Below are 18650 nucleotides of genomic sequence, written 5' to 3' on the forward strand. Positions count from 1 at the left end.
CACGGCCTAGTTGGCCGACGGGTGGCGACCAACCTTGTAAAACCGCGTTCGCCGGCTATCAATCCATGCCCGGCAGGATTGACTTCAGGGGCCGGCAACTGCCGTGCCCTCCAGGACGGAATGGGGGACTCGTCATGACCCGCGTCCGGAAGGCATTCGCCATTCTGTGCGCCGCGACGCTGCTGGGGCTCATCCTCCCGGCCAGCGCGTTCGCCGCCACGCCACCGCTGCGCGACGTCGTTCTGACCCACACGGCGATCTCACCGTCGGTCGCCCGGCCGGGCGACAGCGTCCATGTGTCCTGGTGCTTCGACACCGCGTACGCCGACCAGGTCAGGTCCATCGAGTTGTGGCTCGGCCATTCGACCGGCATGGGACACGCACCCAACCTGTACCTCCAGGCGTCGATCGACCCGAAAGCCAACCAGCTCGACTTCATCGTTCCCGCGGTGTCTCCGAGCCAGCCCGGCAACATCTGGTTCGTCGACCTGGTGTGGCGTGACGGCGCCGCGCTCGACGAACTGGCGCTGGTACCGATCAGCATCCAGTGACAGGCCCGGGTTGACCAGACCGTCAGCCCGGGGCCGCGCCCCGCTGCCTGGTTCATTCCGGCGGAGGCCACCGCCGGCTGAGGCTCACGTCGGCCACCGCGCCGTCCGCGGCCACCGTCACCCGGACAGAGCCCGACGCCGCCACGCCCTCCTGCGTGGCCTCCGGCCGCTCGTCGACCTCCAGGTCGGCCATGACCCGCTCAGGACAGGCGATCAACCCCGGCGCGACGGCCCCGCTCAGCGACACCGCAGCACCGCACACACCGCATTACCGTCCCGGAACTCGATCGTCCGCAGGCAAAGTTGTGAGCCTGGTCATGACCTTGGATGTGCAGGTCCCCTGGTCCGACGGGCGGTCCCGTCGTGAACGTGGCGAGGATCGCACCGTACGGCCACCTCGCGTAACGCAGATTTTTTCTGGACCGAATAAAGTCCGGCCACCGCATGTCACCGGACCCGAGGATGATCGTGTCAACCCTACGACGATCGATAGCCACCGCTGTGTCCGTCGTGCTGTGTGCCAGCGCCGTGACGCTCGCACCCAGCGCGGCCTCGGCCGCAGACCCGGTCTACAAAGACCCGTCACAGCCCGTCGCCGCCCGCGTCGCCGATCTGCTCACCCGCATGAGCCTGGACGAGAAGATCGGCCAGATGGTCCAGGCCGAGCGGCACAACGCCACTCCCGCCGACGTACGGGACCTCCGCCTCGGCTCGATGCTGGCCGGTGGCGGGGAGGGGCCCGAGCCGCAGTCCCCGCAGGTCTGGGCCGACCTGTACGACACTTACCAGCGTGCGGCGCTCGAGACCCCGCTGGGCATTCCCATCATGTTCGGCATCGACGCCGTGCACGGCGCCAACCACGTGTACGGCGGCACCATCTTCCCGCACAACGTCGGGCTCGGCGCGACGCGCGACCCGGCGCTGGTGGAGCGGATCGGCCGCGTCACCGCCACCGAGGTGGCCGCGACCGGTATCGACTGGACGTACTCGCCGTGCCTGTGCGTCGCGCGCGACGATCATTGGGGCCGGGTCTACGAGTCGTTCGGTGAGACCCCGGCGAACCCCAGTGCGATGACCAGCCTCATCACCGGGATGCAGGGCAGGTCGCTGAACACGCCGACATCGATCCTCGCGACCGCCAAGCACTACGTCGGCGACGGCGGCACGGCCGGCGGCCTCGATCAGGGCGACGCGCAGATCAGCGAGGAGGAACTGCGGGCCATCCACCTCGCCCCGTTCCGCGCGGCGGTCGGGCGCAACGTGGCCAGCGTGATGATGTCGTACTCCAGCTGGAACGGGCGGAAGCTGCACGGCGACAAGTACCTGATCACCGATGTCCTCAAGGGCGAGCTGGGTTTCCAGGGCATCGTGATCACCGACTGGGACGGCATCGCCCGCCTGGACGACAACTTCGTCTACACCCCCGAGAAGGTCCGGACGGGGGTCAACGCGGGCATCGACGTCTTCATGGTGCCCGAGAACTACTGGTACAAGGAATTCATCCGGCTGCTCCGCGACGAGGTCCACGCGGGCCGCGTCACCCAGGCACGCATCGACGACGCGGTCACCCGCATCCTCACGAAGAAGTTCGAACTCGGGCTGTTCGAGCGGCCGTTCGCCGACCGTGGCCTCGCGTCCACCGTGGGCAGCCCGGAACACCGCGCTGTCGCCCGCGAGGCCGTACAGAAATCGCAGGTCGTCCTCAAGAACAACGGCGTCCTGCCGCTGGCGAAGGCACCGGGCCGGATCTTCGTCGCGGGCAAGTCGGCCCACAACATCGGCTTCCAGAGTGGCGGCTGGACGATGAAGTGGCAGGGCGTCGACGGGCCGAGCACCCCGGGAACGACCGTGCTGCAGGGCATCCGGAACACGGTCGCGCCCGGCACCACCGTCACCTACGACCGCGAGGGCGACGGCATCGACCGGTCCTACGGGGTCGCGATCGCCGTCGTCGGCGAGAAGCCCTACGCCGAGGAGTACGGCGACCGCACGGACGGCCTGCGCCTCGACGCCGAGGACCAGGCACTGCTGGCCAGACTCAAGGCGTCCGGCGTGCCGGTCGTCACGGTGCTGATCTCCGGCCGTCCCCTGGACGTCACCGCCGAACTGCCCGGCATGTCGGCGCTGGTCGCCGGCTGGCTGCCCGGCACCGAGGGCCAGGGCGTGGCGGACGTACTGTTCGGCGCGGTCCGGCCGACCGGCAAGCTGCCGGTCAGCTGGGCACGCGACGTCACGCAGCAGCCGATCAACGACGGGGACGGCAAGACACCGCTGTTCCCCTACGGTTTCGGCCTGACCTACGACCCGGTCATCGCGCTGCCCGCCCCGCCACCGCCGAACGTCGAACCGTGACTTCGCCCGCTCAAACCACAGGGGTTTCCTTGAAACGCATTCTGATCGCCGCGGGCGCCGCACTGGCATTCCTGATGCCCGCACCCACGGCGGCCGTCGCGGCGGCACCGCCCTGCTCCGTCCAGATCGTCGCCCACGAGGACGACGACCTGCTGTTCATGAACCCCGACATCCAGCGGGACATCCGCGCGGACAAGTGCGTCCGGACGGTGTACCTCACCGCGGGCGACGCGGGCCGCGACGTCGGGTACTGGTCCGCGCGGGAGGCCGGTGAGCGGGCGGCGTACGCGACGATGGCGGGCCGCCCGAACGACTGGTCCGACGCGACGACCACCGTCCAGGACCGCGAGCTGCGCGTGTCCCGCCTGACCGGGACGCAGGTCGAGCTGGTCTTCCTGCGCGCGCCCGACGGCTTCGACGGCCGCGGCTCCGACCTCTACGGCGGCCAGAGCCTGCAGAAGCTCTGGGAAGGGCAGATCGGGCGCATCTCCACGGTGGACGGAGCCGGCGGGTACACCCGTGCGGAGCTCATCTCCGTCCTGCAGGGACTGCTGGCGGACGCCGGTGCGGACATCGTCCGGCTACAGGACTTCCGCGGCGACAGCGGGCCGATCGGTGTCGACGGCGGTGACCGCGACCACCACGACCACCACGCCGCCGCGTACTTCGCGAACGCCGCGCAGCGGATGCTCACCACGCCGCACCGGACGGCTGCGTACCGCGGCTATTCGATCAGCGAGCTGCCGGCCAACGTCACCGGCGCCGACCTGGAGCTGAAGAAGGCGACGTTCTATGCGTACGGCGCATTCGACGAGCTCCTCGGGTGCAAGGACGACGCCTCGTGCGACGCGGACCCGACGGCCGGCGGCGGACCGTCGGTGTACCGCCCGTGGTTGCAGCGCCGGTACGAGGTCCCCGGACCCGCCGCGGACGGCACCGTCGAGCTGCGTGCCGCGAGCACCCGCTGCCTGGAGGTCCGCGACTCCGTCACCGCCAACGGCACCCCGGCACAGTTGCGGGACTGCGCGGGCTCGGCGAACCAGCGGTGGACGTTCACCTCCGACGGCGCGCTGCGCGGGTTCGCGGACAAGTGCCTCGACGCCGACCCGGCGGGTTCCACCGTACGGATCTGGGACTGCACCGGCGCCGCCCAGCAGCGGTGGACCCTCACCGGTGCGGGCGAACTGCGCGGCCTCGACGACCGCTGCCTCGACCTGCGCGACGCCGATGGGCCCAACGGCACCCCGGCCGAGCTGCGCGCGTGCACCGGCGAACCCCGCCAGAAGTGGCGCGTGGTCTGACCTCCCGGGTGCCCGGCACGCTGCCCCCGGTGGACGCCATGCGTCACCGGGGCAGCGCGGTCCAGGGATCGTGCTGTTTCGGGACATTAGGCTGGCGACGAGCAGAAACACGGGCTAGGGACGACGAAGCCGGTACCAGCGCGGCGAGGTCCTGTTCATCGGCCAGCCAAGCCCCTCGGTCTGCGCCGGTTCGACCGCGACCAGCGTCCAATCCGGCAGGGCAGCCGTCACGTCGTCCTGCGAGACACCACCCGCCAGAGCCTGGAACCGGGTCGGACCGAAGGCCAGCATCAGCAGCGTGGCCCCCGGGTTGGCAAGCGCCGAGAGCCCTTGTCCCACCGCGCGCCGCCGGCCGGCGTCGAAACCCTGGAAGCAGCCGACGTCGAGGAAGAAGTCGAACGTCCCCAGACCGGCCGCCTCCAGGTCGGTCGCGTCCCCCACCACGTACGTGACGTCGTCGGCGCCCCCGCTGCGGGCCGCTTCGATCGCGGCCGGCACGTAGTCGATACCCGTGGCCTGCCAACCCCGGCGGGCGAGCTCCGGTGTGAACTGGCCGCGGCCGCAGCCGACATCGAGCGCCCGGCCCAGCGGGCGTGAGCGCTCTGCCTCCTCCCGGTCCAGCAGTGCCGCGATGCTGCCGGCGGCGGCCTCTCCGTAACCCTCCCAGGGGGTGATCCCCCAGCGGTACATGCGGGCGTAGTTCGTCATCCGGGTCGGACCTCCTCTCCGTCATCGAAGCACACCGATACTTCCGGTCCTCCTCGACCCTAGCGATGACCCTTCGGGCCTTTTCGGACCCGCCGCCCACCCATGAGGCCGGCGAGCTGATTGCGCAGCTGTCCGGCGCGCTGGGTATGCGGGTGCTGCGCTCCCAGCTTCGCACGCAGCCCGCCGAACGACTGATCGGCGAGGCGTCGAGCGGGAAGGATCTGTCTGAGTTTCGCCAGGGTGATGGCGAGGTTCAGCATCGCGAGGAAGGTGTCCGGATGATCCCCACCCAAGACCCGCCGGCACCGATCCAGGACGTCCCGCTTGAGCTCCAACACCTCGTCATGCCGGCCGAGCTCCCCCAACATCGACGAGAAGTTGGCCGCGGCCGTCAGCGTGTCCGGGTGATCCTCCCCCAGCACCCGCCGATGCCGCTGCAGCACATCCCGCAGAAGCTCCAATGCCTCCTCGTGCATGCCGAGCGCCCCGACCGTCGCCGCGAGGTTTCCCGCGGCCGTCAACGTGCTCGGATGATCCTCACCCAACACCCGCTGGTACCGATCCAGGACATCACGCTTGAGCTCCAACGCCTCCACATGCCGGCCGAGCTCCCCCACCGCCGCCGCGAAATTGCCCGCGGCGGCCAAGGTGTCCGGATGATCCTCCCCCAACACCCGCCGATGCCGCTCCAGCACGTCGCGATGAAGCTCCAGCGCCTCCTGATACCGGCCGAGCTCCCCCACCGCCGATGCGTGATTTCCCGAAGCCGTCAACGTGCTCGGATGATCCTCACCCAACACACGCCGATGCCGTTCGAGAACATCCCGCTTGAGCTCCAGCGCCTTCTCATACCGGCCGAGCTTCCCCACCGCCAGCGCGAAATTGGCTGCAGCCGCCAACGTGCTCAGATGGTCCTCACCCAACACCCGCCGGCGGCGCTCCAGCACATCCCGGGCGAGCTCCAACGCCTCCTCATATCGGCCGAGGTTGCCCACCGCCGCCGCGAGATTGCCCGCGGCCGTCAGCGTGTCCGGATGGTCCTCCCCCAACACCCGCCGACGCCGCTCCAGCACATCCTCATCGGTCTCCCGGGCACGCAGGTAGTGACCCAGCGCACTCTGCACCACGGCAAGATCCGCCGCGGTCCGCAGCGTATCGGGATCATCGCGCCCGAATGCCTTGATCTGCCGCGTGAGCGTGTCATCGATCAACGCCGGGAGGCGACCGATGTCGCCGAGATTGCGCAATGCCCAGACGAGTTCGGTTGCGGCACGCAACGTGTCGCGGTGATCGGGACCAAGGCGCAGCGCCCACTCGGCGTGCAGGCTCTTGGCGAACCGTTGTGCGGATCGGTTGTCGCCCCGGCTGATGAGGTAGACGATGGCATCTCGGGCGTGTTCACGTAACGCCGGGTTGGACGAGCGTCCGGGCTCGATGGCGAGCAGGTGGGGTAACAGTCGGCTCCAGGCAGGCCAGCTCGCGGAGTCGCGTGGGTTGCCGGGGTTCATGGCGCCGATCGCGGATTCGAGATGGGTCGACAGCTCCGCGGCGGCAGAAGGCTCCAGCTGACAGCGCACAATGGCCTGGACCAGCCGATGAACGGTGATCGAGCCGAGTTCGATCCTCGCGAGGCCGTAGACGCTGATCCGACCGATATGCCGCTGCCGTGCCAACGGCTTGTCGATCTCGGCTTGCAAGGGAACCAACAACTCAGGGCACGGACCGTGGGCCGCGATCGCCGCGATCAGGTCGCCGGAGATCGGTTCGGGGGCGAGGAAAGCGCACAGGCGCAAGATCGCCAACGCGGCGGGGTCGTCCTCGGACAGCGCGTTGACGCTGAGGGTGACCGCCGCGGCCAGCGATCGCGGGTAGTTGATCGGCGCACCCAGCTCGAGCACCGCCTGTGTCTCCTCGAGCAGGGCTTGCCGGTAGTCGACAACAGACATGCCGGTTTCGGCGAGATAGCCGCCCGCCTGCGCCAAGGCCAGCGGCAGATTCCCGAGCGCGTCCGCCAGAGCGTCGGCCTCGGTGACCTCGAGCGCGGGAAGCTGCCTGGTCAGGAACCGAATCGCATCCTCACGCGCCAGCACATTCAGTTCCATCACCTGGGCGGTCTGATGCCAGTTGCCGCCGCGTGACGTGATCAGCACGTGTCCGGAGTCCTGAGGCAGCCACGGCAGGATGTCCTCACGCCGGACCGCGTTGTCGAAGATCAGCAGCCAGCCCTCGCGACCGGACAGATACTCCAGCACCTTGCTCTGCGCGACGAGGGTGTCGGCGTGGGTGTCGATGATGCCCAGTCTCACCCCCAGCGCGGTGAACTGGTCGCCGATGAGTCCGGTCTGCTCCGCCGATATCCACCACACCACCTCGTATCCGCTGAGATGACGGTGGGCATACTCCAGGACGAGTTGGGTCTTCCCGATGCCACCCATGCCGTGCACCGCCTGCACGACCGCGGCACCACCCGAGACCAGCCGCTCGTGCAGCTGGTCGAGCTGGGCCTCCCGGCCGATGAAGTTGCGGTCCCGATGCGCGAGGTTGTGGACCGTACGCCGATCCTCGCTCGCTGCAGAACGCGGACGGTCCGTGCCGGTGGGCTGGGGCGGCGAGCCGGGGTAGACGTTGACCTGCACGCCGGAGGCCACTGACGCGCTGGTGGCGTTGCCGGAGGTGACGACGTGTTGCGACGTCGAGGCTCCAGCATCCTCGGGAGTCGGGTCGTGCTCGCTGACCCGGTCAGCCATCTGCACGCCCGCGGGACGTACCGAACGTGTTCACCTGGTGCCCGTGGCCGAGGTTGGCCTGCTGCGCGTTGCCGGACGCGGTGGCGTGCTGCACCACGTGTCCGACAGAACGAGCGCCGGAGGTCGCCGCGAGCTGTTCCATCAGCGCCCGCAACTCCCCCGCGGCGGCGGGGCGCTCGATCAACAGCTCCTCCATCCGGCCCGCCCAGAGAGCCTCCTGCTGTCCACGCACACGGTCCACCTCCGCGCCCGCCCCTTCCACGGCGCTGTAGGTCCGGTCCAACTGCTGCTCGACCACGGCCTCCCGCCCGCGATCGCCCCGGCCCAGCAGGCGAACGAAGCCCGCCTTCGTGACCTCCCACGCATCCTTGGCGACCGCACCGACCAGGGCCGAACCAGCCGTCCCCGCCAGAGCAAGCAGTTCCGCTTCCATCAGTACCCCTTCGCCGATGCTCCAACGTCGACACACAGGCATACCGCACGCGGGCCCCGCGGTGAACACTCAGGACAGCAACGAGCCGCATGGTCAGAAATACGACCCGAAACCATGACCCGATCCGGTGACCGGCTGGAGCACCCGACGTGGGAAAGGCCATTTCGGGCAGATGGCCGCCGGTGGAGACCGTCAGGTGCGGGGGGCGTACATGATGACGGCGACGCCGGCCAGGCACAGGAGCGCACCGGCGATGTCGTAGCGGTCGGGACGGAACTTGTCGACGACGACGGCCCAGCCCAGCGAGCCCGCGACGAACACGCCACCGTACGCGGCGAGGATCCGGCCGAAATGCGGGTCGGGCTGGAACGCGGCGACGAAGCCGTACGCGCCGCGCGCGACGACCCCGGCGGCGGCGAACCAGGCCGAGCGGTGTTCGCGCACGGTTTGCCAGATCAGCCAGGCACCGCCGATCTCGGCGAGAGCGGCGACGATGAACAGCAGCATTGAGCGAATGATCGTCACAGTGGTATCGCAGCAGACTCGTCCCGAACAGGGCGCCGCGGCATCGTCCCCCGGGCCCTGGACGCGGGTCAGCAGCCGCAGGTGCCGCTCGCGCAGCCACCCGTACCGGCGGCGGTGTTGCGGGCTGCGCGGCGCCGGTGCAGCCACCACATCCCGGCGGCCGCGGCGACCAGCACGCCGGACGTGGCGAGCAGGACGTTCTCGGCCATGGCGGCGCCCGCGCCGGTGAGGACACCGGCGGCGATGAGCAGCGGCAGCGCGCAGCAGGCGGCGCAGGCGAGGGCGGCGAGCCCGGCGGTGACCTTGCTGCGCGTCGGCGGCCTCAGGTCTGCGTCCGGTGCCGGGCACCCGTGCCGACCGGCGGGTGCACCGCCGTTCGTCGTGGTGGGGGCGGCGTGCTGGACGGTCATCGCGGGTCTCCCTCAGCGAGGTCGGCGAACGGCATGGGGCAGTCGCGGCAGGTGCAGTGGGTCAGGCTGTCGCAGCCGGCCGCGACGACCCGGGTGAGCGCGTCGCGGATCGTGGTCAGGTCGGCGATCTTCCGGTCGACCTCGGTGATCTTCGCCGTGGCGCGGGCCTTCAGGTCCGGGGTGGGGTGCCCGCGGCGACCGGTGTCGAGCAGCTCGGCGACCTCGTTGAGGGTGAAGCCGAGGCGCTGGGCGGCCTTGATGACCCCGAGCAGGGTCACGGTGTCGGGTGGGTAGGTGCGGTGCCCGCCGGGGCTGCGGTCGGGTTCGGCGATCAGCCCGCGGCGTTCGTAGTAGCGCAGGGTCTGGATGTTCACCCCGGCGCGTTCGGCGACCTCGCCGGTGCGCAGGCGCCGATTGCCGATGTCGTACATCAGGCCGCCTCCGGGGTGGCGGTGCCGAACACCGCGGTCACCACGTCCTGTGCTTCCGGCGGGGCGGTCACGGTGAACCGCACCCCGGCCGGACCCACCGTCACGGTGAAGGTGAAGAACGAGCAGCAGGCGTACTCGGCCGCGGCCAACCGGGCCAGTTCGACGGTCAACGCCGGGTCGTGGTCGAAGGTCAGGCTCACGCCCCCGTCGGCGGGCTCCCGCCCGGTCGCCCGGCCCAGGGCGGCCTGCCACTGGGTGATCCGAGCGTGCATCGCGTCGATCCCACCCTCGATCGTGCACACCAGATCCGGCCCGCCCGCCGGACCGCCGATCAGTGCGGCGCGGGCCGCCGGGATCCGCGGAGTCGCCACCGCGGACATGGCCGTCACGCACGGACAGTCCGCACCGCACGCCCCGCCATCCTCAGGTGCCTGCGCCAACCGGTGGGCCGCACCCTGCAACCGCGCCACCAGCGCGGTCAGTTCAGTCGTCCCGGTGTGTAGCCCGGCGGCCGCGGCAACCAGGCCGGGCCTGTTACCGCCCGCGTCGGCCTGGATCCGGGCTGCCTTCTCGATCTGCTCCACCACCCGCAGCTCGGCGTCGGCCAGCCGTGCCTGCACCAGGTCTGCCAGCCGCTGCCGCACCGCCGCGCAGTCCCCACGATCGAACAGCGCCGCAAGGCCGGCGAGATCGTCGCCGTCGATGCCGAGCTGTTCGGCTCCGGCGACGAACCGGATCCGCGTCGTGGCGCTCTCCCCGCCTGCCACGCCGGTGGAGCGCGCCGCGCCAGATCTCGCACCCACCGTGCCGGTGCCGCAGCAACCACATCCACCGGTCTGCCCCACGTCGGCCATCACGCCCTCCACAGCTGCTCGGTAACGCCGCGCCTCGACCATAAGCCTGTACCTGGGTACCGAATTCAAGACCGCGGACGAAGTTCCAGTCATTGACGACGAGGACTCCGACGTCGCATGCCGAGCCCTTACCGGTCAGCCGATTCCCGCCCGGAGCACCGCCGGGACCTGCACCGCCGGGCCGGTCAGGCCGTAGGCCGCCCGGACCGCGGCGGTGACCGCCGGCACCGTCACGCCGGACACGACGTCGGCGAGGGTGCCGACGGTGGCCGGCTCGAAGTCGTAGCCGAGTTCGCGGTACGCGGCGGTCAGCACCTCGCGGAGGCGGCGCGTGCCGCAGACCTGGATGACCGTGCTGAACAGCCAGCCGTCGCGGGTCACCCGCTGCGCCGAGCCGACGATCTTCACCCCGGCTGCGTTGATGCTGTACTCGCCGGGGCAGTACTCGCCGGCGACCGGGCCGATCCGTGCGGGTACGCCGAGCCGCACGAGAAGCGCGGCGTGCAGCTCCGCGAACCGCTGGAACCGCTCGACCGGGTCGGGCGACGCCCGCTCGGCCCGGTGCACGTGATCGATGACCACGCTGCCCTGGTGGTACGCGGCGAGGCTGCCACCCTGCGGGCGGACGACCGGTGTGAAACCGAGGCCACGTACGGCGTCGGCCGCCCCCGCATGACCCGGCCGCAGCGTGTCGCGGCGGCTGAACGCCGCGGTCGGCTCCGGCGAGTAGACCCGCAGGATGTCGCGGGCCCGCCCCAGCCCGTGGCGCAGCAGCAGCGGCCCGAGCGCCACATCGTGCGCCGGGCCGCCTGCCGTCTCCTCGTCGAGGAGAACCGTCGTCACAGCCGCGCGATCGCCGAGGCCGGGTTCTCGATCGCGTCGGCAACGGTGCGCATGAAACCGGCCGCCACGCCGCCGTCGCACACCCGGTGGTCGAACACGAAGCTCATCTGCGTGATCTTACGGACGCAGACCTGCCCGTCGACGACCCATGGCCGATCCAGAATGCGGCCGAAGCCCAGGATCGCCACCTGCGGATAGTTGATGATCGCGGCGCTGCCGTCGACTCCGAAGCCGCCGTAGTTGTTGAGCGTGAACGTGCCCGCCGACAGCTCCTGCGCGGTCGCGCGCCCCTCACGGGCGGTGGCGGTGAGCCGCCGGATCTCCTCGCCGAGCCGCGTGGTGGTCATCGCGTCCGCGCCGATCACGGCCGGCACCACGAGGCCCCGGTCGCCCTGCACCGCTATGCCGAGGTTGATCCGGTCGAACTCGACGATCTCCTGCCGCTCGGCGTCGAACCGCGCGTTGAGCACCGGGAACTCACGCAGCCCGGCGACCACGAAGCGGGCGATGTAGGCCAGCAGCCCGGGGCCGGCGGGGTTGCTCTCCCGCAGCTCCCACAGTTTGGTCGCGTCGACATCGACCCACACGGTGGCCTCGGGGATCTCGGCACGGCTGCGGGTCAGCGCGGCCGTCGCGGCCTTGCGGAAACCGTTGAGCGGAGTACGCCGCTCCCCCGCGACGGGCGCGACCGACGCAAGCGACGCGGACGCCGTGGACGGCACGGACGCCGTGGACGGCACGGACGCCGTGGACGGCACGGACGCCGTGGACGGCACGGACGCCGTGGAGGGCGCGGACGCATTGAGCGACGCGGACTGCGCGGACGACACCGACGCGGCGGGCGTGGATCCGGCCATCACGCGCTCGACGTCCGCCCGGGTGATCACACCGCCCAGGCCGGTCGGCTCGACCGTACGCAGATCGATGCCGTTGCTGCGGGCCAGGTTGCGGACCAGCGGCGAGATGACCTTCGGCACGCGCTGCGGTCCGGGTTCCGGATGCGCGGCGGCCGCGGCGCGGGCGCGCGGACGGCGGCGACGGGTCGTGGCCGGGCCGCCGGACGTGCCGTACCCGATGAGGACGTTGCCGGAGCCGGCCTTCTCCTCCTCGCGGTAGGCCGCGGCGGCCGGTTCCAGCGCCTCGACGGTGATCAGCGGCTCGCCGACCGCGAGCGTGGTGCCCGCCGCGGCGTGCAGGGCCGCGACCCGGCCCGCGTACGGCGAGGGCACCTCGACCACCGACTTCGCGGTCTCCACTTCGGCGATGCTCTGGTCCACGACGACCTCGTCGCCCTCGGCCACGAGCCATTGCACGATCTCGGCCTCGGTGAGCCCTTCGCCGAGGTCGGGCAGGCGGAACGTCTGCGCGGCCATCACTGCTCCCACTGCAGGTCGTCGACGGCGTCGAGCACCCGGTCCACCCCGGGCAGCTGGAAGTGCTCCAGCTTCGGCGGCGGGTACGGGATGTCGAAGCCGGCGACCCGGCGGATCGGCGCGGCCAGGGAGGTGAAGCAGCGTTCGGTGACCCGGGCGACGATCTCCGAGGAGACGCTGGCGAACCCGGCCGCCTCGGCCACCACCACGGCACGGCCGGTGGAACGCACGGCGGCGCAGACGGTCTCGTCGTCGAACGGCACGATCGAGCGCAGGTCGACGACCTGGAGGCTGCGGCCCTCCCGAGCGGCGATCTCGGCGGCCTCGAGCGCGACCGGTACGGCCGGGCCGTACGCGATCAGGGTGGCGTCGGTGCCCTCGCGGCGCACCACGGCCGTGCCGATGCCGGGCGCCCGGACCGGGAGTTCGACCTCCTGCTTGCTCCAGTACAGCTTCTTGGGTTCCAGGAACACGACCGGATCGGGGCTGGCGATGGACTCGCGCAGCAGCGCGTACGCGTCGGCCGGGGTGGCCGGCGCGACCACGTGCAGGCCGGGCGTGTGCGCCCAGTACGACTCGGAGGAGTCACAGTGGTGCTCGACACCGCCGATGCCACCGGCATACGGCACCCGGATCACCATCGGCAGCGCGACCCGGCCGCGGGTGCGGTTGCGCATCTTCGCGACGTGGCTGACGATCTGCTCGAACGCCGGGTAGGCGAACGCGTCGAACTGCATCTCCACGACGGGGCGCATGCCGTTCATCGCCATGCCGACCGCCATGCCGACGATCCCCGACTCGGCCAGCGGCGTGTCGAAGCAGCGCGCGTCGCCGAACTCGGCGGTCAAGCCGTCGGTGATCCGGAAGACGCCGCCGAGCGCGCCGACGTCCTCGCCGAACATCACCACGGTCGGGTCGGCGGCCATCGCGTCGCGCAGCGCCTGGTTGAGGGCCTGGGCCATCGACAGGGTGCGGACCTCTGTCTTGGGTACGGGCCGGGCGTCGAGAACCGTCATCAGTGCGCTCCCTCTCGGCTCAGCTCGTCGGCCACCAGCGCCGCCTGCTCCCGCAGCTGCGGTGTGGGCTTCGCGTAGACGTACGCGAAAAGGTCGTCGGGGTTGGGGGTGATGTCGGCGTTGAGGCCGTCGCGCAGGTGCGTGGCCACCCGCTCGGCCTCGGCCGTGAAGCGGGCCTCGACCTCGTCGGTGAACCGGCCGCGGTCGCGCAGGTGGGTCTGGAGCCGGGTGATCGGATCGCGGTGCACCCACGCCGCGACGTCCGCGTCGTCGCGGTAGCGGGTCGCGTCGTCGGCGTTGGTGTGCGCCTGCATCCGGTACGTGTGTGCCTCGATCAGCTGGGGGCCCTCGCCGGCGCGTGCCCGGTCGACGGCCGCGCCGAGCACGGACAGCAGCGCGGCCATGTCGTTGCCGTCGACGCGCTCACCGGCGATGCCGTAGCCGATGCCCTTGTGCGCCAGCGACGGCGCCGCGGACTGCCGCGACAGCGGGACGCTGATCGCGTACTCGTTGTTCTGCACGAAGAAGACGACCGGGGCCTGGAAGACCGCGGCGAAGTTCAGTGCCTCGTGGAAGTCACCCTCGCTGGTGCCGCCGTCGCCGCACATGGCCATGACGACGGTCGGTTCGCCGCGCAGCCGGGCCGCGTGGGCGACGCCGACGGCGTGCGGCAGCTGGGTGGCCAGCGGTGTCGCGTGCGGGGCGACCCGGTGCTCATAGGGGTCGTAGCCGCAGTGCCAGTCGCCCTTGAGCAGGCTCAGCGCCTCGACCGGGTCGACGCCCTTGACCACGGCCGCGACGGTGTCGCGGTAGGTCGGGAACAGCCAGTCGTCGGCGGCGAGGACCTGCGCGGCCGCGACCTGGCAGGCCTCCTGGCCGTGCGAGGACGGGTAGACGGCCAGGCGGCCCTGCCGGACCAGCGCGTACGCCTGGTCGTTGAGCCGGCGGGCGGTGATCAGAGCCCCGAGCGACCGGATCAGGTCAGCATCGTCCGGGACGGGGTACGAGGTGGAGCCGACCGGTCGCCCCTGTGCATCGATCAGGGTGACCGGGTCCGCGGACGGCAACAGCCGACGGGGGTCAGATGTCATGGGGTAATCCTGTGACCACCGCCATTCGTGTTCCACAATCGGGCCGAGAACGAGAAAATGGTGCTCTCCGACGCCCTCCTGGATGCCAAACGTCCAATTGAACGGGCGTTCAGGCAAGGAGTTGAAGACAGGTGGCCACCCCACTCGACGGCATCGACCAGCGGATCCTCGCCGAGCTCACCCGCGATGGCCGCATGTCGATCCGTACGCTCGCCGAGGCGCTGCACATCTCCCGGGCCAACGCCTACGCCCGCGTGCAGCGGCTGCGCGAGACGAACGTGATCAAAGGGTTCCGCGCCGACGTCGACCACGTCGCCGCCGGGATGGGCACCTCCGCCTATGTCACGGTCAACCTGCGCCAGGCCGAATGGCGCGTAGTCGGCGAACGGTTACGGACCCTGCCCGGCGTCGTGCACATCGCCCTCGTCGGCGGCGACTTCGATGTCATCCTGCTGGTCCGGGCCAAGGACAACACCGACCTGCGCCGCCTCGTCCTCGACGAGATCCAGGGCATGCCCGGCGTGGTCAACACCCGGACCCTGCTGGTCTTCGAGGAGTTCGAGCCGCCGACGGCCGCGGCGATGTGGGCGCAGTAGCAGCGCGGACCACACCGAAGTAACCCATGGCGGATGAGGCCGGGATGACCGGCACGCGGTGCAATGGAGGGACGTTGATCCCTATGCCGCCGACGCAGTCGGCGTCGATCCGGAAGGGTACTTACGTGTTCGACAACAACGGCTCGTTCCTGCTGGCCGTCTTCGAGTTCTTCGTCTTCATGGCGTGGTTCATGGGCCTGTTCTGGATCTTCGGAGATCTCTTCCGGAGTAAGGACATCGGCGGCGTGGCGAAGACCTCGTGGACGCTGTTCCTCATCTTCCTGCCGTTCCTCGGCATGTTGATCTACCTGGTCGCTCGCGGCGGCGGCATGACCGAGCGCGCGCTCGCCGCCCAGGCCGAAATGCAGAAGCGGCAGGATGCCTACATCAGGTCGGTCGCCGCGCCGACCGGCGGTAAAGGCACCGTCACCGATGAGATCGCCTCCGCGAAGGCCCTGCTCGACTCCGGCGCCATCAGCGCCGGCGAATTCGAGCAGCTGAAGGCCAACGCGCTCGCGAAGAACACCGCCACGCTGGTCGGGTAGCGGGCCAGGCTCTACGCCCCGGGCTCTGCCGATGCGAGCGCCGGGGCGTCGTGGTGCCCGCCGGCGGTTCCACGCGCTCCGGTTCGCGCGTCGCAAGCGTGCGGTGGGCCGTCGATGCGGGCCTGCCCTGGTGTCCTGGCACGACCGGCGGGACCACCCGGCCACAACGCACCTCGCCACGCAGACGGATCGCAGAGACCATCAGCAAGATCGGAGACAGCGTTGAGCTCGGTCATCAACCACATCACCGTCGACTGCGTCGGTGACCCGCATGTGGACGTCAAACCTACCGATCGCACCCGCGACGAGGAGGTCACCCGTCTGCTCAACGCCAGTGCTCGCCTCGTGTCCGACCAGCGCAGGTCCGACGGCACCGGCTGGGCCGTTCTCGCCGACCCCGAGGGCAACGAGTTCTGCGTCGAACGCTCCGACGACGAACGCGGCAGCGACTGAGCCGACGCACCGACCGCTGACCAACGTCGGACACCAGGTGGCACCCGGTCCCGGCCGGAGACGGAGCGACCAAGCGACCCCGAAGCGAGGTTCGTTCATTTACGCATAATCGTAGAGAGGATTATCGGGTTTGTCATAGTTTAGGCGCATAAGTGGCTAACGTGGTTCCTGCGAGCTCAATGGAGCACCAGATCTGGCCATCGGGGGACTTATGCGGCAGCGGCTCGGACGATCGACACGTCACCGGCACGGGCGACGACTGTTGCGGCGCACCGCCGCGGTCCTGGCGCTTGCGACGGCGTTCGGCGTACAGGCCACCCCGGCACAGGCGGTTGCCTCAGCGACAGCCAAGGTCGCGAACGTCAGCGCCGTGCTGAGGTCGCATGGAGATCAGACCGTCCGTGCGGGCACGGTGGGCATGCCGACAAACGTCAGGGCCGAGACCGCACCCACGGGCATCCACGTCAGCTGGGACGCGGTGCAGGCCAGTCCCCCGGGGATCCAGTACTCGGCCTTCGCCAGGCCGCCCGGGTCCACCGATCCGGGCTTCGGGTGCTTCGAGCCCGCCTCCGAGCCCGGTGGCCGGCTGGGGTGCACCATCAGTCGCGACCTCGACCCGGGCGCCGAGTACGAGGTCTACGTGGTGGCCCAGAACGGTCCCGACAGGTCGGATCCCGCCTTCGTGGACGGACTGGTCACGGCCGGCGGCACCGCGCCGGCACCGGCCGCGCCGACGATCACCACCGTGCGGGCCGGGCAAGGCATTTTGACCGTGAGCTGGGAGAAGGTGCAGTTCACGACCAGCTTCACCGCGACGGCGGTGGCGGCCGACGGCGTCAGCCCCGGCGGGTCCTGCCAGGTTTCGAAGGCTCTATCCTGCACGATCACGGGGCTGTCGGCAGGTGTCACCTACCGGGTGTCGGTGACCGCGACCGGGCCGGGCGGCACTTCTCCGGCCAGCACCGCCGCCACCGGAATCCCGACCGGTGTACCGACGGCGCCACCGGAGCCGCCGAAGAACGCCCCGACCATGGAATCCGATGTGACCCACGGCGAGACACCGGCCGCCGGAAGCCACATCACGATGTCGGGCGACGGGTTCAAGCCGGGCACCACCGTGGTCGTGGCGCTCTATTCGGAGCCACAGGTGCTGGCACGCCCGGTGGTGGCCGCGAACGGCTCGTTCTCGGCTGTCGTGACGATCCCGGCCACCTACAAGGGTGAGCACACGTTCGTCGCCACCGGCATCAACCCGAGCGGCAAGGTCCGCTACCTCACGTTGCCGGTCACCATCGCCGCCGCGGGCACCGGACTGCCGGTAACCGGCCCGCCGATCACCGCGTTGGCGCTGTTCGGCCTGGCGATGGTGACAGCCGGGTGCTACGCGGTCTTCGCCACCCGGCGCCGGCCGCGACCGACCGCGACGACCTGACCGCCGGCAACGGTCGCACCAGGGGATACCGTCACGCCGCGTCGGCGATCGCCAGCAGTTCCGCAGCTGCGGCTGTCGGGGTGCGCCCGATCCAGAGCGCGTGCAGCGGGCGGGACAGCGTGAGTCCCTGGACCCGGAGGTCGACCAGGTCCCCCGCGGCCACGGCGGATGCGGCGGCACGGGCGCTGATGACGCCGATGCCGCCACCGGCGCGGGCGGTGGCGAGGATCGTCGTCGTCGAGCCGAGGCTGATGGCGTGTGGCAGCGCCGGTGCGAACCCGAGTGCCTGCTCGAGCGCGTTCAGGAAGGTGTCACGCGTGCCGGAGCCGGGTTCGCGCAGCAGTAACGTCTGGTCGGCGAGATCGGCGGGCCGCAGCTCCCGCCAGGCCTGCGCGGCCAGCGGATAACCAGCGGCGACGACCAGTGCGAGACGGTCGTCGCCGACGATACGAGAGCTCAGGTCGGCGGGGATGTCGGGCGATTCGACGAATCCGAGGTCTGCCGCGCCCGAGCGGACGGCCTCGATGACGCCCTGGCTGTTCGCGACGCCTGCAGCGATGTCCAGGCCGGGATGGGTGCGGCGCAGGTTCAGTAGCCAGCCCGGCAGCAGGTACTCGGCCACGGTGAGGCTCGCCGAGATGCGCAGCCGCGCCTGCCGGTCGGCGCGCAGCGTCAGCACCCCGTCGGCCAGAGTCTGGGCGGCGTTGACGACACCCTGCGACCAGGCGACGACCGCCTCACCGGCGGGGGTGAGCAGGCTCCCGCGCCGGGAGCGCACCAACAGGGATACGCCGAGCCGGCGCTCCAGCTTCGCCAGCCGGGCACTGGCGCTGGGCTGGGTGATTCCGTGCGCCTGCGCCGCACGCCCGACGCTGCCCGTCTCGGCGACGGAGAGCAGCAGGTCGAGCGCGGGCAGGTCGCTTATCCATGGCGGCAGTGGCATCGCGCGCAGTCTGTCACGAGTACGGCGGATCCCGGCAGTTCCCCGG

At 70.6% G+C, this 18650-nt stretch carries 19 protein-coding genes and 1 pseudogene; 7 read left to right on the forward strand and 13 right to left on the reverse strand.

What is annotated here, in order from left to right:
- The first annotated feature begins 134 nt into the window (after positions 1-134).
- On the forward strand, positions 135-551 hold the full coding sequence (locus tag ACMCNO_RS21230) for a hypothetical protein (protein ID WP_412751205.1): 417 nt from the start codon (positions 135-137) through the stop codon (positions 549-551).
- Between the two features lie 52 nt (positions 552-603).
- On the opposite strand, the gene ACMCNO_RS21235 is transcribed toward ACMCNO_RS21230, so the two are convergent.
- Positions 604-798, reverse strand: a complete 195-nt coding sequence (locus ACMCNO_RS21235) for a hypothetical protein (protein WP_412751206.1) — start codon at positions 796-798, stop codon at positions 604-606.
- Between the two features lie 254 nt (positions 799-1052).
- Here ACMCNO_RS21235 and ACMCNO_RS21240 point away from each other — a divergent pair, with 254 nt between their 5' ends.
- Both ACMCNO_RS21240 and ACMCNO_RS21245 read left to right on the forward strand, forming a co-directional pair.
- On the forward strand, positions 1053-2903 hold the full coding sequence (locus tag ACMCNO_RS21240) for a glycoside hydrolase family 3 protein (RefSeq protein WP_412751207.1): 1851 nt from the start codon (positions 1053-1055) through the stop codon (positions 2901-2903).
- A gap of 29 nt (positions 2904-2932) precedes the next feature.
- A complete protein-coding gene (locus ACMCNO_RS21245) occupies positions 2933-4204 on the forward strand; it encodes a ricin-type beta-trefoil lectin domain protein (RefSeq protein ID WP_412751208.1) in 1272 nt (423 codons plus the stop codon).
- Positions 4205-4318: 114 nt separating this feature from the next.
- On the opposite strand, the gene ACMCNO_RS21250 is transcribed toward ACMCNO_RS21245, so the two are convergent.
- From ACMCNO_RS21250 to pdhA, 11 genes are all read right to left on the reverse strand, one after another.
- Positions 4319-4912: a class I SAM-dependent methyltransferase gene (locus ACMCNO_RS21250; RefSeq protein WP_412751209.1), complete on the reverse strand. Its 594-nt coding sequence runs from the start codon at positions 4910-4912 to the stop codon at positions 4319-4321.
- 59 nt (positions 4913-4971) lie between these two features.
- Complete coding sequence (gene fxsT, locus ACMCNO_RS21255; RefSeq protein ID WP_412753767.1) at positions 4972-7659, reverse strand: FxSxx-COOH system tetratricopeptide repeat protein; 2688 nt, start codon at positions 7657-7659, stop codon at positions 4972-4974.
- A complete protein-coding gene (locus ACMCNO_RS21260; RefSeq protein WP_412751210.1) occupies positions 7652-8092 on the reverse strand; it encodes a hypothetical protein in 441 nt (146 codons plus the stop codon). The genes fxsT and ACMCNO_RS21260 overlap by 8 nt, the downstream gene beginning before the upstream one ends.
- 192 nt (positions 8093-8284) lie before the next feature.
- Entirely contained in the window at positions 8285-8617 is a 333-nt protein-coding gene (locus tag ACMCNO_RS21265; protein WP_412751211.1) for a YnfA family protein, read from the reverse strand.
- A gap of 68 nt (positions 8618-8685) precedes the next feature.
- On the reverse strand, positions 8686-9027 hold the full coding sequence (locus tag ACMCNO_RS21270; RefSeq protein ID WP_412751212.1) for a hypothetical protein: 342 nt from the start codon (positions 9025-9027) through the stop codon (positions 8686-8688).
- Positions 9024-9458 (reverse strand): MerR family transcriptional regulator, encoded by a 435-nt coding sequence (locus tag ACMCNO_RS21275; protein ID WP_412751213.1) that lies wholly within the window; start codon positions 9456-9458, stop codon positions 9024-9026. Before ACMCNO_RS21275 ends, ACMCNO_RS21270 begins: the two co-directional genes overlap by 4 nt.
- A complete protein-coding gene (locus ACMCNO_RS21280; protein WP_412751214.1) occupies positions 9458-10312 on the reverse strand; it encodes a hypothetical protein in 855 nt (284 codons plus the stop codon). The genes ACMCNO_RS21275 and ACMCNO_RS21280 overlap by 1 nt, the downstream gene beginning before the upstream one ends.
- Before the next feature lie 135 nt (positions 10313-10447).
- A complete protein-coding gene (locus ACMCNO_RS21285) occupies positions 10448-11155 on the reverse strand; it encodes a biotin/lipoate A/B protein ligase family protein (RefSeq protein ID WP_412751215.1) in 708 nt (235 codons plus the stop codon).
- The gene (locus tag ACMCNO_RS21290; protein ID WP_412751216.1) at positions 11152-12528 is read right to left on the reverse strand and encodes a dihydrolipoamide acetyltransferase family protein; all 1377 of its coding nucleotides are present in this window, start codon (positions 12526-12528) and stop codon (positions 11152-11154) included. The genes ACMCNO_RS21285 and ACMCNO_RS21290 overlap by 4 nt, the downstream gene beginning before the upstream one ends.
- Entirely contained in the window at positions 12528-13544 is a 1017-nt protein-coding gene (locus tag ACMCNO_RS21295; protein WP_412751217.1) for an alpha-ketoacid dehydrogenase subunit beta, read from the reverse strand. Before ACMCNO_RS21295 ends, ACMCNO_RS21290 begins: the two co-directional genes overlap by 1 nt.
- Complete coding sequence (pdhA, locus tag ACMCNO_RS21300; RefSeq protein WP_412751218.1) at positions 13544-14635, reverse strand: pyruvate dehydrogenase (acetyl-transferring) E1 component subunit alpha; 1092 nt, start codon at positions 14633-14635, stop codon at positions 13544-13546. The genes ACMCNO_RS21295 and pdhA overlap by 1 nt, the downstream gene beginning before the upstream one ends.
- A gap of 131 nt (positions 14636-14766) precedes the next feature.
- Here pdhA and ACMCNO_RS21305 point away from each other — a divergent pair, with 131 nt between their 5' ends.
- The 4 genes and pseudogenes from ACMCNO_RS21305 (at position 14767) to ACMCNO_RS21320 (ending at position 17661) form a co-directional block, all read left to right on the forward strand.
- Entirely contained in the window at positions 14767-15231 is a 465-nt protein-coding gene (locus tag ACMCNO_RS21305; protein ID WP_412751219.1) for an Lrp/AsnC family transcriptional regulator, read from the forward strand.
- A gap of 26 nt (positions 15232-15257) precedes the next feature.
- Positions 15258-15776, forward strand: a complete 519-nt coding sequence (locus ACMCNO_RS21310; protein WP_412751220.1) for an SHOCT domain-containing protein — start codon at positions 15258-15260, stop codon at positions 15774-15776.
- Positions 15777-16046: 270 nt separating this feature from the next.
- Positions 16047-16229, forward strand: a pseudogene (locus ACMCNO_RS21315) (VOC family protein); the annotation flags it as partial.
- A 418-nt stretch (positions 16230-16647) separates the two neighbouring features.
- Positions 16648-17661 (forward strand): fibronectin type III domain-containing protein, encoded by a 1014-nt coding sequence (locus tag ACMCNO_RS21320; RefSeq protein ID WP_412751221.1) that lies wholly within the window; start codon positions 16648-16650, stop codon positions 17659-17661.
- A gap of 31 nt (positions 17662-17692) precedes the next feature.
- Here the strand turns inward: ACMCNO_RS21320 and ACMCNO_RS21325 are convergent, their stop codons facing one another.
- Positions 17693-18604: a LysR family transcriptional regulator gene (locus tag ACMCNO_RS21325; RefSeq protein ID WP_412751222.1), complete on the reverse strand. Its 912-nt coding sequence runs from the start codon at positions 18602-18604 to the stop codon at positions 17693-17695.
- Between the last annotated feature and the right edge of the window lie 46 nt (positions 18605-18650).

This window comes from Krasilnikovia sp. M28-CT-15 (assembly GCF_047159595.1).
Taxonomy (GTDB): domain Bacteria; phylum Actinomycetota; class Actinomycetes; order Mycobacteriales; family Micromonosporaceae; genus Actinoplanes.

Coding starts and splice junctions, on each gene's coding strand:
- ACMCNO_RS21250 (WP_412751209.1), bottom strand. CDS start 4,912: ATGACGAACTACGCCCGCATGTACCGCTGGGGGATCACCCCCTGGGAG.
- ACMCNO_RS21275 (WP_412751213.1), bottom strand. CDS start 9,458: ATGTACGACATCGGCAATCGGCGCCTGCGCACCGGCGAGGTCGCCGAA.
- ACMCNO_RS21270 (WP_412751212.1), bottom strand. CDS start 9,027: ATGACCGTCCAGCACGCCGCCCCCACCACGACGAACGGCGGTGCACCC.
- ACMCNO_RS21280 (WP_412751214.1), bottom strand. CDS start 10,312: ATGGCCGACGTGGGGCAGACCGGTGGATGTGGTTGCTGCGGCACCGGC.
- ACMCNO_RS21320 (WP_412751221.1), top strand. CDS start 16,648: ATGCCGACAAACGTCAGGGCCGAGACCGCACCCACGGGCATCCACGTC.
- ACMCNO_RS21325 (WP_412751222.1), bottom strand. CDS start 18,604: ATGCCACTGCCGCCATGGATAAGCGACCTGCCCGCGCTCGACCTGCTG.
- ACMCNO_RS21295 (WP_412751217.1), bottom strand. CDS start 13,544: ATGACGGTTCTCGACGCCCGGCCCGTACCCAAGACAGAGGTCCGCACC.
- ACMCNO_RS21310 (WP_412751220.1), top strand. CDS start 15,258: ATGGCGGATGAGGCCGGGATGACCGGCACGCGGTGCAATGGAGGGACG.
- ACMCNO_RS21230 (WP_412751205.1), top strand. CDS start 135: ATGACCCGCGTCCGGAAGGCATTCGCCATTCTGTGCGCCGCGACGCTG.
- ACMCNO_RS21290 (WP_412751216.1), bottom strand. CDS start 12,528: ATGGCCGCGCAGACGTTCCGCCTGCCCGACCTCGGCGAAGGGCTCACC.
- fxsT (WP_412753767.1), bottom strand. CDS start 7,659: ATGGCTGACCGGGTCAGCGAGCACGACCCGACTCCCGAGGATGCTGGA.
- pdhA (WP_412751218.1), bottom strand. CDS start 14,635: ATGACATCTGACCCCCGTCGGCTGTTGCCGTCCGCGGACCCGGTCACC.
- ACMCNO_RS21260 (WP_412751210.1), bottom strand. CDS start 8,092: ATGGAAGCGGAACTGCTTGCTCTGGCGGGGACGGCTGGTTCGGCCCTG.